The organism is Streptomyces niger (genome assembly GCF_000718305.1).
Classification (GTDB): Bacteria; Actinomycetota; Actinomycetes; order Streptomycetales; family Streptomycetaceae; genus Streptomyces; species Streptomyces niger.
In genome coordinates this window covers 198,793-212,633 of record NZ_JOFQ01000004.1, presented here as the reverse complement: position 1 = coordinate 212,633, position 13,841 = coordinate 198,793, and the positions used below count along the sequence as shown (strand labels likewise).

Genomic DNA, 13,841 nt, shown 5'->3' with positions numbered 1-13,841 from the left:
GCATTGAATCTGACGGAGCGTCAGAAAATCGAGGAGGGCGGACCCCTTGGAATTCGGGCTCTTTGTACAGGGATACGTTCCGGCGGCACGCGCGGCGGCCGACCCGGAGGCGGAGCACAAGGCGCTGATCGAGGAGACCGAGTACGTCATCCAGGCGGACCGGTCCGGCTTCAAGTACGCCTGGGCCTCCGAACACCACTTCCTGGAGGAGTACTCCCACCTCTCCGCCAACGACGTCTTCCTCGGCTATCTCGCGCACGCCACCGAACGCATCCACCTCGGCTCCGGCATCTTCAACCCGCTCGCCCCCGTCAACCACCCCGTCAAGGTCGCCGAGAAGGTCGCGATGCTCGACCACCTCTCCGGCGGCCGTTTCGAGTTCGGCTCCGGGCGCGGCGCCGGCAGCCACGAGATCCTCGGCTTCATGCCGGGCGTCACCGACATGAACCACACCAAGGAGCTCTGGGAGGAGACCATCGCGGAGTTCCCCAAGATGTGGCTCCAGGACGAGTACGTCGGCTTCAAGGGCAAGCACTGGGAACTGCCGCCGCGCAAGGTCCTCCCCAAGCCGTACGGCAAGGGCCACCCGCCCATGTGGTACGCCGCCGGCTCCCCCTCCTCGTACGCCATGGCCGCCAGGAAGGGCCTCGGCGTCCTCGGCTTCAGCGTGCAGAAGGTCTCCGACATGGAATGGGTCCTGGAGTCCTACAAGTCGGCGATCCGGGAGGCCGAACCGGTCGGCGCCTTCGTCAACGACAACGTCATGGTCACCTCCACCGCGATCTGCGCCGAGACTCACCGGAAAGCTGTCGAGATCGCCGTCAACGGCGGGCTGAACTACCTCCAGTCGCTGCTCTTCCGCTACCACGACACGTTCCCGCGGCCCGACGGCATCCCGGAGTGGCCCGAACTGCTCCCCGACTACACCGAGGAGATCATCGAGCTGCTGATCGCCGAGGAACTGATGATCTGCGGCGACCCGGACGAGGTCCTGCGGCAGTGCAAGCGCTGGGAACAGGCCGGCGCCGACCAGCTCTCCTTCGGCCTGCCCGTCGGCGTCTCCCGCGAGGACACCCTCACCACCATCAAGCTGCTCGGCGAACACGTCATCCCCAAGATCGACACCGACCCCGTGCACCGCACCACGCGGTTCCGCCGGGCGGCCGGCTGACCCGCCCACTGCCCGAGAGGAGGACCGGCACCATGCTCGACCACCTGATCAAGGGCGCCACCGTCGTCGACGGCACGGGCGCCCCCGCGTACCCGGCCGACCTCGGCATCCGCGACGGCCGGATCGCCGTGGTCGCCGACCCCGGTACGGTCGCCGAACCCGCCCGCACCAGCGAGGACGCCCAAGGCCTCGTCCTCGCCCCCGGCTTCGTCGACCCGCACACCCACTACGACGCACAGCTCTTCTGGGACCCCTACGCCACACCCTCCATGCACCACGGCGTCACCACGGTCGTCGGCGGCAACTGCGGCTTCACCCTCGCCCCGCTGAACCCCCGCCGCGCCGAGGACGCCGACTACACCCGGCGCATGATGAGCAAGGTCGAAGGCATGTCCCTCGTCGCCCTCGAACAGGGCGCCCCCTGGAACTGGCACACCTTCGGCGACTACCTCGACGCCCTCGAAGGGCGGACCGCCGTCAACGCCGGCTTCATGGTCGGCCACTGCGCACTGCGCCGGCACGTCATGGGCGCCGACGCCATCGGCGGCCGGCCCACCCCCGGACAGCTCCAGGACATGCTGGACCTGTTTCACGAGTCGATGGACGCGGGCGCCTGGGGCCTGTCCACCACCCAGTCCTCCTCGCACTCCGACGGCGACGGCGCGCCCGTCGCCTCCCGGCACGCCGGCCCGGACGAACTGCTCGCCCTCTCCCGAGCCGTCGCCGACCACGAGGGCACCCAGATCGAAGCCATCGTCGCCGGCTGCCTCGACCAGTTCTCCGACGCCGAGATCGACCTCTTCGTCGCCATGTCGGCAGCCGCCGGACGGCCGCTGAACTGGAACGTCCTCACCATCGACGCCGCGGTCCCGGAACGGGTGCCCCGCCAGCTCCTGGCCGGTGAACGGGCCCGCAAGGAAGGCGGCCGGATCGTCGCCCTCACCATGCCGATCCTCACGCCCATGAACATGTCCCTCGGCACCTTCTGCGCCCTCAACCTCATCCCCGGCTGGGGCGACATCCTGGGACTGCCGGTGGCGGAGCGGATCGCCAGGCTGCGCGACCCGGCCGTACGCGAGGAGATGCTCCGCCGCGCCGACAGCAAGGAAGCCGGCGTCTTCCGGCGGCTGGCCCGCTTCGACCGGTACGTCATCGGCGACACCTACTCGGCCGCCAACGAAGGCCTCAGCGGCCGCGTCGTCCGCGACATCGCCGCCGAACGCGGCCTCGACCCCTTCCACTGCCTGGTCGAGATCTGCGCGGCCGACGACCTCCGCACCGTCCTGTGGCCCATGCCCACCGACAACGACCCCGACAGCTGGGAACTGCGCCGGCAGACCTGGGAACACGAGGACGTCCTCCTCGGCGGCTCCGACGCGGGTGCCCACCTGGACCGGATGTGCGGCGCCCCGTACACCACCCGCTTCCTCGGCGACTGCCTGCGCGGACGCCGGCTGGTCGGCCTGGAACGCGCCGTGCGGATGCTCACCGACGCCCCCGCACGCCTCTTCGGGCTGCGCGACCGCGGCCGCATCGCCGAGGGGTACCACGCGGACCTCGTCCTCTTCGACCCCGAACGGATCGACGCCGGACCCGCCACCCTCGTCCACGACCTGCCCGGCGACAGCCCCCGGCTCGACTCGCGCGCGCTGGGCGTGGTGAGCGTCCGCGTCAACGGCGTACAGACCCTGCGCGACGACGAGCTGACCGGCGCCGTACCCGGGAAGGTACTGCGCTCCGGGCGGGACACGGAGACGGTGAGCACCCGGTGAGGGAGGGGGAGCGGCTGTTCATCGGGGGCCGCTGGGTCGACCCGGACCACGGCCACTACGAAGTGACCGACCCGGCGACCGAAGAGGTCGTCGGCCTCGCCCCCGAGGCGAGCCGGGAGCAGGTGCACGCGGCGGCCGCCGCCGCCCGCGAGGCGTTCGACGGCTGGTCGCGCACCGCCCCCGAGGAACGCGCCCGCATCCTGGCCCGTACGGCGCAGCTCATCCGGGACCGGGCCGGACCGTGCGCGGAGCTGGCCCGCGCGGAATCCGGCGCGACCACCGCCACCGCGCGGGGCATGCAGGTCGCGGTGGGCGCCGCCCGGTTTGAGCGGTACGCCCGCGGCGCCCTGGAACCGGTCGAGGAGCCCCTGCCGCCGCAGGTCAACGCGGCCGGGCCGATGGGGAAGGCGGCCGTCCTCGGTGCCCTTGCCGTACGCCGCCCGGTCGGCGTCGTCACCTGCATCACCTCCTACAACAACCCCTGGGCCAACCCGGCAGGCAAGATCGCCCCGGCCCTCGCCATGGGCAACACCGTGCTCGTCAAGCCCGCGCCCCAGGACCCGCTGTCCGTGCTCCGGCTGGCCGAGGCGCTGGCCGAGGCGGGGGCGCCACCCGGCGTGGTCAACGTGGTCACCGGCTCCCGCCCCGACGTGGGCGCGGCCGCGGTCGACGCGCCGGACGTGGACATGGTCAGCTTCACCGGCAGCACGCAGGTCGGCCGCGCCATCGCCGAGGAGTGCGGCCGTGGCATGAAACGCCAGCTGATGGAGTTGGGCGGCAAGGGCGCCGCACTGGTCTTCGACGACGCCGACCTGCCGGCCGCCGTGGCCGGTATCGGGACCACCTTCTCCTTCTACAGCGGCCAGATCTGCACCGCGCCCACCCGGGTGCTCGCCCAGCGGGGCGTGTACGACCGGCTGGTCGAGGGGCTCGCGCGGTACGCCGGGGCGCTGAAGGTGGGTGACCCGAAGGAGCGGGACACGGTCGTCGGCCCGGTCATCTCCGCCGCCCACCGCGACCGTGTCGAGGCGTACGTCGAACTGGGCCGCAAGGAGGGGGCCCGGCTGGTCGCGGGCGGCGCACGCCCGGCCGGGGACCGCGGCTGGTACGTGGCCCCCACCCTCTTCGCCGACTGCGCCCCCGGAATGCGGATCGTCCGAGAGGAGATCTTCGGCCCGGTCGTCGCGGTCCTGCCCTTCGACGACGAGGAAGAGGCCGTCGCGCTCGCCGACGACAGCGACTACGGCCTGATCGACTACGTCTGGTCCGGCGATGTCGCGCGGGCCTTCCGGGTCGCCCGCCGGCTGCGCGCGGGCGGGGTCGGCATCAACACGGTCGGCCGCAACATGGAGGCCCCGTTCGGCGGCTTCAAGCAGAGCGGCGTGGGGCGCGACGTCGGCTCCTACGCGCTCCGTGCGTACAGCGAACTCCAGTCGCTCGTCTGGCCGGGGTGAGGACGCGACCCGGAGTCCGAATAACGGACAGCGGCGGGAAAATTTTGAACCGCAACAAAACGGACATGGCTGCGGTTCCCGTAATCCGGTTCTCAACTATTGGACCTTGCTGTTACTTGGTGAATAGCGCGTCGAGCCTTTTATCGATCGGGTAATTCGCGGGATGTGCCTTCACAAGCAAGGTTCAAGGGGCGGAGTTCGATCGTCCGGTTGCGAATACAGCAGCGCTTAACGTCCTGTTCATGGTTCAGGTAGACCCTCGGCCACCGGCCGGAGACACGGTAACGAGCGTCAATGGCGACGCGTCGGGCGAAACCCGCAGCAAAGGCCTCAGCGGCAACTCCGTCGGCCTGCTGGGCAGCGCCGTCATCGGTGTGTCCACCGTCGGGCCCGTCTACTGCCTGACCTCCACCCTCGGCCCCACCGTGGGCGAGGTCGGCCTCCAGATGCCCGCGGTCTTCCTCGCGGGCTTCCTGCCGATGCTGCTGGTCGCGTTCGCGTACCGCGAGCTCAACAAGGCCGTCCCCGACTGCGGCACCTCCTTCACCTGGACGGTGCAGGCCTTCGGGCCCCGGGTCGGCTGGATGTGCGGCTGGGGCCTCGTGATCGCGACGATCATCGTGCTGTCGAACCTCGCCGGCGTCGCCACCTCCTTCTTCTACCTCCTCCTCGGCCAGCTCACGAGCAGTGACTCCGTCGCAGCGCTGGACGGCAACAAGCCCGTCCACGTCCTGACCTGTCTCGCCTTCGTCGCCATCGCCACCGCGATCAGCTACCGCGGCGTGACCACCACCAAGGGCATCCAGTACGCGCTGGTCGGCCTGCAACTCGCCGTCCTGGTCGTGTTCGTCGCGATGGCCATCGGCAAGGCCGGGGCCGGCGACTTCGCCGGCTCCATCGACTTCCACTGGTCCTGGCTGAACCCCTTCGAGGTCAAGTCGTTCGCCTCCTTCACCGCCGGACTCTCCCTCTCGATCTTCATGTTCTGGGGCTGGGACACCTGCCTCACCGTGAACGAGGAGACCTCCGGCAGCGAGAAGACGCCCGGCCGCGCCGCCATGCTCGCCATGGTCGTCCTCATCGGCTCCTACCTGACCACCGCGGTGGCCGCGCAGATGTTCTCCGGCGTCGGCACCAAGGGCCTGGGCCTGGGCAACCCCGACACCTCGGACAACGTCTTCGCGACCCTCGCCGGACCGGTCATGGGCCCGGCCCTCGGCGTGCTGCTCTTCATCGCCGTACTCGCCTCGGCCGCCGCCTCGCTGCAGACCACCTTCATCCCGGTCGCCCGCACGGTCCTGGCGATGTCCACGTACGAGGCGCTGCCGGCGTCCTTCGCCCGCATCCACCCGCGGTTCCGGTCCCCGGGCCGCGCCACCATCGCGGCCGGCATCGCCACCGGCGTCTTCTACGCCGTGATGACCTTCCTCAGTGAGAACGTCCTGGTCGACACGATCTACGCGCTCGGCCTCATGATCTGCTTCTACTACGCGATCACGGCCTTCGCCTGCGCCTGGTACTTCCGTGCCGACCTGCGGAACTCCGTCCGCGACCTGCTCTTCAAGGGCGTCTTCCCGACCCTCGGCGGGCTGTTGCTGACCGGCGTCTTCGTGAAGACGCTCGTCGACATCTGGGACCCGGCCTACGGCACCGGCAGCTCCGTCTTCGGCATCGGCTCGGTCTTCGTCATCGGCGTCGGCCTGCTCGTCCTCGGCCTGGTCCTCATGCTCGTCATGCAGCGCCGCAGCCCGGCCTTCTTCCGCGGCGAGGTGCTGACCCGCAGCACGCCGGCGCTGGTGGTCGAGGACTGAGGGCGGGGGCGGCAGCTCTTCCTGCCGCCCCCGCCCCTCACCCGCGTCCCACGAACACGGGGTTGGTCAGCGCCGCCATCGGGCCCGGCAGGCCCGGCGTCGTCGCCGGGTGGCGGATCTCGGCGCGGATGTAGGCAACGTTGTCGGCCGTGGTCCGCCAGCGGACCGTGCCGGAGCCGGACTCCGGCAGCGGTTCGGAGTACCGCAGGCCCTGGTCGGTGACGTACGAGACCGTGCAGCCGGGGGCGCCGTCGACGGCCAGCCGGGCGGTCACCACGGACGCACCGGCCACCCGCAGCCGCTCGCCGATGCCGGCGTGCTCCCCGCGCTCCCCGGTGACGGAGAAGGACAGGCCGATCTTCGCTGACTCGGCGATCCAGACGCGGCCCGCCCGTATGCCGTCCTGGACGGCCTGCCGGGAGAGGTCGTCGGCGAGCACCACCGTCTGCGGCAGGCCCACCACGTCCGGGTCGCGGTGCGCGTCGCTGTGTCCGACAGCGGGGAGCCATGCGCCGCGGCCCTGGGCGTGGGCGACCAGCGTGTTGTCCCACTCCGCGAGCGTGACCTCGTCGTCCGCGGTGTACGGGCCGTTCCACACCTCCACCGCGTCGGCCTCGTTCAGCCCGAACTTCCAGTTGCAGCCGATGCAGGTGGCGTGCGGGTGCGCGGGGACGACCAGGCCGCCGGCCCGGCGGACGGCCCGCGCGAACCTCCCGAAGGCGTTGTCCCGGGCGCGGTACCGCCAGTCCACGAAGACGCCGGGGTCGGTGCCCATGGCGACCACGTGGCCGTTGCGCGTGGTGATCTCCTCGCCGGTGAGGATGAGCAGATCGTCGCCCCACAGGCCCTCCCACGCGCCGTGGGAGGAGGTGGTGTTGTGCTCGGTGGTGGTGATGAAGTCCAGGCCCGCCGCCCTGGCCAGGGCGGCGATCTCCGCGGGGGTGCGTCTGCCGTCGGAGTGGATGCTGTGGAGGTGGTTGTCGCCGCGGTACCACGCCCGGCCGCGGCCCTTGGCGCGCTCGGGCGGGTGGACCGGCTTCGGCGTCGTGCCCGCCGGGCCGTACCGCAGGGTGACGGTGATCTCGTAGTCCATGCCCTGGGGCGCGACGGTGTAGGGGCCGAGGGCGATGTGCCAGGTGCCGGGGTGGACCGGCCCGGGGAGATAGCCGGGCGTCGCGGCGTCGGCGCGGAGGAAGAACTCCGTGCGCGCCCCGCCGGACCAGCCGCGGAAGCCGGCGCCGCCCAGCTCCGTGCCGCGCTGGTCGAAGATGCCGATGTCGCAGGCGTTGCCGTTGGTGCCCGCGGGGACGGTCGGCTTGTCGTACCGGTACGAGACCGCGATCTCGCGGACGCCGCGCGGGACTTCCACCGGAACGTAGACGTAGTCGGGGGCACCGGTGGGGAGATGGCCGGAGACGGTACGGGTCTCCTCGGCCGGTCCGCCGGATCCGTCGGGGCGGGCCGCTCCGGCCGTGCGCTGCTCGGCGCCTGCGAAGGTCACGGGGGCGAGCGTAAGCACTCCCGCGGCCCCCGCGGCGGCCGACATTCTCAGTACGTCACGCCGTTGCATCTGTGCCCCCTGCCTTCGGACGCCATCCCTGGAACGTGCGACACCGTTGTACGCCGCCGTGACGGAGAGCGGAACGGGTCCGGGCGGGGGAGTGGCCGCGGGCGGGCGGTCAGTCGCTGCTGGCGCGGCGACCGCGGACGAAATGCCAGACGAGGCCGCCTCCGCCGACGACGAGGGCGATCAGCCACCAGGGCACCGAGCCGCCGTGGCTGGAGCTGTTCGAGCCGGTCCAGCTGCCCGAGGAGTGGTAGCCGCCGGAGCTGCTGCCCTTGGAGCCGGTCTTGGACACGCCACCGGAGCTCGATCCGCCGCTGCTGCTACTGCTGCCGTGCGAGCCGCCCGTGAGCGTCGGGGCCGCGTACGCCGCCGTGGGCGCCGCGACGACCGCGCCGATCAGCGCCATCGTGGCCAGCGCGTTCCGCGCGACCGTCTTCCGCGCGCCCGTGTTCCGTGCAGGTGTGGCAGGCATATGAAATCCCCCGTACGTATGTGATCGGCCTCGCACGGTAGGGCATACGGTGACCGTGCGCCATGCGAGTGCCCGCCTTGCACGGAGGTGTTACGGATGCGAATCAGCACCACGATCTTTCTGACGGACGAGACGATCCGGCCGGTGCGGCTGGCGCGCGAGCTGGAGCAGCGCGGGTTCGCCGGCCTGTACCTGCCCGAGCACACGCACATCCCGGCCTCCCGGGACACCCCGGCGCCGATGGGCGAGCCGCTGCCGCGCGAGTACGGCCGCACGCTCGACCCGTTCGTCGCGCTGGGGCAGGCGGCGGCCGTCACCGAGCGGCTGACGCTGGGTACGGGCATCACGCTGGTCGCCCAGCACGACCCGATCGACCTGGCGAAGCAGGTGGCGACGCTGGACTTCCTCTCCGGCGGGCGGTTCACGCTGGGCGTCGGGTTCGGCTGGAACGTGGAGGAGGCCGCCGATCACGGCGTGGCGTGGTCCTCGCGGCGGGAGCTGGCCCGGGACCGGATCGCACTGATGAAGGCGCTGTGGGCGGACGAACCGACGGCGTACGACGGCGCCTTCGGTTCGGTGCGGGCGAGTCATGCGTACCCCAAGCCGGTGAAGGGCGCGCCGCGCATCCTGGTCGGTGGCGGTGCGGGGCCGAAGCTGTTCGCGCAGATCGCGGAGTACGCGGACGGCTGGCTGCCGATCGGCGGCGGCGGCCTTTCCGAAGCGGTGCCGGAGCTGCGCCGGATGTGGGCCGAGGCGGGACGCGAGGGGGAGCCGGTGGTCGTCCCGTACGCGGTGCGGCCGTCCGCCGGGAAGCTGGCGCACTTTCAGGAGCTGGGCCTGGACGAGGTGGTGGCCCAGCTGCCGCCGGCGGGCGAGGGTGAGGTGCTGCGGGCGCTGGACGCGTACGCGGAGTATCTGTGAGGCGTGGCGCGGCGTAGGGGCGGCGGGCGCCTGCCCCGCCGGCGACCGGAGGGAACCTCCGCCTTGCGTGATCATCGGCACACGAAACGGCCGCCGCGGCCCCTCGGCCGCCTGCCGCCCGCTCGTATCCTCGAAGGATGACTTCCAGCCCGCAGGGACCCGAGCAGCTTCCGCAGGCGGCCGACCAGCCGACGCAGGAAAAACCGCGCCCCGCGCCGACCGCGAACGCCATGCGCCGGGCGCTGAAGCGCGCGCGGGACGGCGTGGCGCTGGACGTGACAGAGGCGGCCGTGCTCCTCCAGGCGCGCGGCGACGACCTGAACGATCTGTGCGCCTCCGCCTCCCGGGTGCGGGACGCGGGGCTCGACGCCGCGGGCCGCCCCGGCGTCATCACGTACTCCAAGAGCGTCTTCATCCCGCTGACCCGCCTGTGCCGCGACAAGTGCCACTACTGCACCTTCGCCACCGTGCCCGGCAAGCTGCGCCGCGAGGGGCACGGGATGTTCATGTCCCCGGACGAGGTCCTGGACATCGCCCGCCGCGGCGCCGCGATGGGCTGCAAGGAAGCCCTGATCACCCTCGGGGACAAGCCCGAGGACCGCTGGCCCGAGGCGCGTGAGTGGCTGGAGGCCGAGGGGTACGACGACACGCTCGCCTACGTGCGGGCGATGGCGATCCGCATCCTGGAGGAGACCGGGCTGCTGCCGCACCTGAACCCGGGCGTCATGTCCTGGACGGACTTCCAGCGGCTCAAGCCGGTCGCGCCCTCGATGGGCATGATGCTGGAGACCACCTCCGAGCGGCTGTGGAGCGAGCCGGGCAACCCGCACTACGGCTCGCCCGACAAGGAGCCCGCGGTGCGGCTGCGCGTCCTGGAGGACGCCGGGCGCAGCTCCGTGCCGTTCACCAGCGGCCTGCTGATCGGCATCGGGGAGACGTACGAGGAGCGCGCGGACTCGCTGTTCGCCCTGCGCCGGGTCTCCCGCGCTTACCACGGCGTCCAGGAGCTGATCATCCAGAACTTCCGCGCCAAGCCGGACACCGCCATGCGCGGCATGCCGGACGCGGAGCTGGACGAGCTGGTCGCCACCGTGGCGGTCGCGCGGCACATCATGGGCCCGTCGGCGTGCCTTCAGGCGCCGCCCAACCTGGTGGACGCGGAGTACGGGCGGCTCATCGGGGCCGGCATCGACGACTGGGGCGGCGTCTCGCCGCTCACCCCGGACCACGTCAACCCCGAGCGCCCCTGGCCCCAGATCGAGGAGCTGGCCGCGCGCTCGGCGGAGAGCGGCTTCATGCTGAAGGAGCGTCTGGCCGTCTACCCGGAGTTCGTGCTGCGCGGCGAGCCCTGGCTGGACCCGCGGCTGCTGCCGCACGTACGGGCGCTGGCCGACCCGGAGACGGGGCTCGCGCGCGAGGACGCCGTGGTCGAGGGGCACCCCTGGCAGGAGCCGGACGAGGAGTTCTCCCTGCACGGCTCGGGCCGTACGGACCTGCACCGCACCATCGACACCGAGGGCCGCACCGGCGACCGCCGGAACGACTTCGACGAGGTGTACGGCGACTGGGAGGCGCTGCGCGAGGCCGCGGCGCCCGGCATGGTGCCGCAGCGCATCGACACGGACGTACGCGCCGCCCTGAAGCAGGCCGCGGACGACCCCACGAAGCTGAGCGATGACGAGGCGCTGGCCCTCTTGCACGCCGACGGGCCGGCCCTCGATGCGCTGTGCGGCATCGCCGACGACCTGCGCCGGGCCACCGTGGGCGACGACGTCACGTACATCGTCACGCGCAACATCAACTTCACCAACGTCTGCTACACCGGCTGCCGGTTCTGCGCCTTCGCGCAGCGCCGTACGGACGCGGACGCGTACACGCTCTCCCTGGAGCAGGTCGCCGACCGTGCCCAGCAGGCCTGGGACGTGGGCGCGACCGAGGTGTGCATGCAGGGCGGCATCCACCCGGACCTGCCCGGCACCGCGTACTTCGACATCGCGCGCGCGGTGAAGGAGCGCGTCCCGGGGATGCACGTCCACGCGTACTCGCCCATGGAGGTCGTCAACGGCGCGACCCGTACGGGGATGTCCATCAGGGAGTGGCTGACCGCCGCCAAGGAGGCGGGGCTCGACTCCATCCCCGGTACGGCCGCCGAGATCCTCGACGACGAGGTGCGCTGGGTGCTGACCAAGGGCAAGCTGCCCACGGCCACCTGGATCGAGGTCATCAAGACCGCCCACGAACTGGGCATCCGCTCGTCCTCGACGATGATGTACGGCCACGTGGACCAGCCCCGGCACTGGCTCGGCCACCTCCGCCTGCTGGCCGACATCCAGCGGTCGGCACGGGAGAAGGGCGTCGAGGGCTTCACGGAGTTCGTGACGTTGCCCTTCATCCACACCAACGCGCCGGTCTACCTGGCGGGCATCGCCCGCCCGGGGCCCACCGCGCGCGACAACCGTGCGGTGACCGCGATGGCGCGGCTGCTGCTGCACCCGTACATCCCCAACATCCAGACCAGCTGGGTCAAGCTCGGCACCCAGGGCGCGGCCGAAATGCTGCGCTCGGGCGCCAACGACCTCGGCGGCACCCTCATGGAGGAGACGATCTCCCGGATGGCCGGGTCCAGCTACGGGTCCTACCGCTCGGTGCGGGACCTGGTCGCCATCGCCGAGGAGGCGGGGCGCCCGGCCCGGGCCCGTACGACCACGTACGGGCCGGTGTCCGAGGAGCGCCAGGAGGCGGCCCGGCGCTCCGACGGGCACCTGCCGGAGTTGCTGCCGGTGCTGGAGTAGCGGCGTCGGGGGCCGCCCGGCTGCCGGGCGGCCCCGCCCCTTCAGCCCCCGTGGCCGATCGGCCCTCCGCCTCAGTCCTCGCCGCCGTGCTCCGTCTCGTGCTGGAGGATGCACTGCTGCCAGCGGGCCAGGGCCTCGGCCCGGTCACCGCCGGCGTCCTCGGCCGCGGTGATCAGGGCGTCGGCCGCCATCGCCGCGAGCCGTACGGCGATGTGGCACGTGTCCCGTTGGGGGAGCGGCCGCAGCAGCTCCACCGCCCCCTCGCTGTCCCCGGCCAGCGCGCACGCGACGACGGCCATGGTCGTGCGGTCCCACTCGTACTCGGACATGGACGGAGCATGCCCACACCAGGGGCGGAGGATGACTGCTGCGCTCATATTGCCCAGCTGAACGGAAAGTTCCGTTAACGATCAAAAGCCGCTCGATGGGTACCTCTTCGCATTCCCTTCCTGCCCATCAGTGGCCGAAACTTTGTCTATTACAGTGCCCTGCGTCAGACGGGCGTCAAAGGGCGCCGGGCGCGGCAGCACGGTCCGGGAGGGCGCAGTGCCGGGAGGGACACAGTGAGCGCGAACGCCATCTGGGGCCGCGCCGAGCAGCAGGACTTCCGCAGCCGGGTACGCGGCTGCCTCCTGGGCGGGGCGATCGGCGACGCCCTCGGGGCCGGCGCGGCAGGCGCCTCACTGGACGCTCTCCGGCAGGAGCACGGTGCCGAAGGGCTGACCGACTACGTCACCGTCTTCGAACAGCGCGGCGCCGTCACGGACGCCACCCAGCTCACCCTCTTCACCGTCGACGGACTCATACGGGCCCAGGTGCGCCGCGACACCGGCGCCTGGCACCCGCCCACCGACCTGTACCGCGCGTACCGCCGCTGGGCCGTCACGCAGCACGACTGGGGCCCGGACGAGCGCCGCGCCGACGACGGCTGGCTGGCCCGCGAGGAGTGGCTGTACGCCCGCCGCGACCCGGCCCGCGACTGCCTCACCGGCCTCGGCGACCAGGTCATGGGCACCCTGGACGCGCCCCGCAACCCGAAGGCGGACGGCGGCGGCGCGGTGATGCGCTCGGCCCCCTTCGGGCTGCTCGTCGGCTGGGAGCCCCAGCTGGTCTTCCAGCTCGCGGTGGAGTGCGGGGCGCAGACCCACGGCCATCCCACCGGCTACCTGGCGGCCGGCGCGTTCGCCGTGGTCGTCCACTCCCTCGCCCGCGGCGAGGACCTCGACAGCGCCGTCCAGAAGGCCCTGGCGCACCTCGCGACCCGTCCAGGGCACGAGGACACCACCGACGCCCTCAAACGGGCGCTGGGCGCCGTACGGCAGGGCATGCCCACCGCCGCCCGGGTGGAGTCGCTGGGCGAGGCCGGGCACGCCGGCAGCGCCCTGGCCATCGCCGTGTACTGCGCGCTGGTCGCCGAGGACATCCGGCACGGGCTGCTCCTCGCCGTCAACCACGGCGGCCCCTCCGACATCACCGGGGCGCTCTGCGGCAACCTGCTCGGCACGCTGCACGGCGAGACGGCGCTGCCGCCGGTCTGGCTGGTGGAACTGGAGGGCCGCGCCACCGTCCTCCAGCTCGCCGACGACTTCGCCATGGAGATGACCCAGGGCCCCGCGCTCCACGGCCCGGCGGGCTCGGCGGTGGGCTGGCTCACCCGCTACCCCCGCGCCTGAGAGCCGGTCCCACGCACCGGCGCCTCCGCCCCCGGGAGGACACTCTCCGCCCACCGCCCCCGCCGGTCGGCGGATTGTCTGCCGCGCGCCGAAATGCCCGTCGAATTCCTGCCCTTGACTTGAAGGTCTTGTGATCAGGAGTTGGTCGACAAAGCGTCACACCGAATGCAAGATGTGCACCGCGAGCCGCTGACCGACGGTTCGTGGG

Annotated in this window: 10 protein-coding genes; 7 read left to right on the top strand and 3 right to left on the bottom strand. The window is 71.9% G+C overall.

Annotated features, from left to right (window positions below; genetic code table 11):
• Nucleotides 1-46 precede the first annotated feature (46 nt).
• The 4 genes from IF20_RS09750 to IF20_RS09735 all read left to right on the top strand — a co-directional run bounded on the left by IF20_RS09750 (nucleotide 47) and on the right by IF20_RS09735 (nucleotide 6,208).
• Nucleotides 47-1,171 carry an LLM class flavin-dependent oxidoreductase gene (locus IF20_RS09750; RefSeq protein ID WP_052864690.1) on the top strand — a complete coding sequence of 375 codons (1,125 nt, stop codon included), beginning with the start codon at nucleotides 47-49 and terminating at the stop codon, nucleotides 1,169-1,171.
• A gap of 32 nt (nucleotides 1,172-1,203) precedes the next feature.
• A complete protein-coding gene (locus tag IF20_RS09745) occupies nucleotides 1,204-2,943 on the top strand; it encodes an N-acyl-D-amino-acid deacylase family protein (RefSeq protein WP_052864689.1) in 1,740 nt (579 codons plus the stop codon).
• Complete coding sequence (locus IF20_RS09740) at nucleotides 2,940-4,397, top strand: aldehyde dehydrogenase family protein (RefSeq protein ID WP_052864688.1); 1,458 nt, start codon at nucleotides 2,940-2,942, stop codon at nucleotides 4,395-4,397. The genes IF20_RS09745 and IF20_RS09740 overlap by 4 nt, the downstream gene beginning before the upstream one ends.
• A gap of 242 nt (nucleotides 4,398-4,639) precedes the next feature.
• On the top strand, nucleotides 4,640-6,208 hold the full coding sequence (locus IF20_RS09735) for an APC family permease (protein ID WP_052864687.1): 1,569 nt from the start codon (nucleotides 4,640-4,642) through the stop codon (nucleotides 6,206-6,208).
• A 37-nt stretch (nucleotides 6,209-6,245) separates the two neighbouring features.
• On the opposite strand, the gene IF20_RS09730 is transcribed toward IF20_RS09735, so the two are convergent.
• Nucleotides 6,246-7,778, bottom strand: coding sequence for a CehA/McbA family metallohydrolase (locus IF20_RS09730; RefSeq protein WP_199896547.1), 1,533 nt, complete (start codon nucleotides 7,776-7,778; stop codon nucleotides 6,246-6,248).
• Between the two features lie 109 nt (nucleotides 7,779-7,887).
• The gene (locus IF20_RS39070; RefSeq protein WP_052864685.1) at nucleotides 7,888-8,247 is read right to left on the bottom strand and encodes a hypothetical protein; all 360 of its coding nucleotides are present in this window, start codon (nucleotides 8,245-8,247) and stop codon (nucleotides 7,888-7,890) included.
• Nucleotides 8,248-8,343: 96 nt separating this feature from the next.
• On the opposite strand from IF20_RS39070, the gene IF20_RS09720 reads away from it, so the two are divergent.
• The gene (locus IF20_RS09720; RefSeq protein WP_052864684.1) at nucleotides 8,344-9,168 is read left to right on the top strand and encodes an LLM class F420-dependent oxidoreductase; all 825 of its coding nucleotides are present in this window, start codon (nucleotides 8,344-8,346) and stop codon (nucleotides 9,166-9,168) included.
• 137 nt (nucleotides 9,169-9,305) lie between these two features.
• Complete coding sequence (locus IF20_RS09715; protein ID WP_110944029.1) at nucleotides 9,306-11,960, top strand: bifunctional FO biosynthesis protein CofGH; 2,655 nt, start codon at nucleotides 9,306-9,308, stop codon at nucleotides 11,958-11,960.
• Between the two features lie 71 nt (nucleotides 11,961-12,031).
• On the opposite strand, the gene IF20_RS09710 is transcribed toward IF20_RS09715, so the two are convergent.
• Nucleotides 12,032-12,289, bottom strand: coding sequence for a hypothetical protein (locus IF20_RS09710; RefSeq protein ID WP_052864682.1), 258 nt, complete (start codon nucleotides 12,287-12,289; stop codon nucleotides 12,032-12,034).
• A 234-nt stretch (nucleotides 12,290-12,523) separates the two neighbouring features.
• Between IF20_RS09710 and IF20_RS09705 the strand changes: the two genes are divergently transcribed.
• A complete protein-coding gene (locus IF20_RS09705; protein WP_052864681.1) occupies nucleotides 12,524-13,633 on the top strand; it encodes an ADP-ribosylglycohydrolase family protein in 1,110 nt (369 codons plus the stop codon).
• The last annotated feature ends 208 nt before the right edge of the window (nucleotides 13,634-13,841 follow it).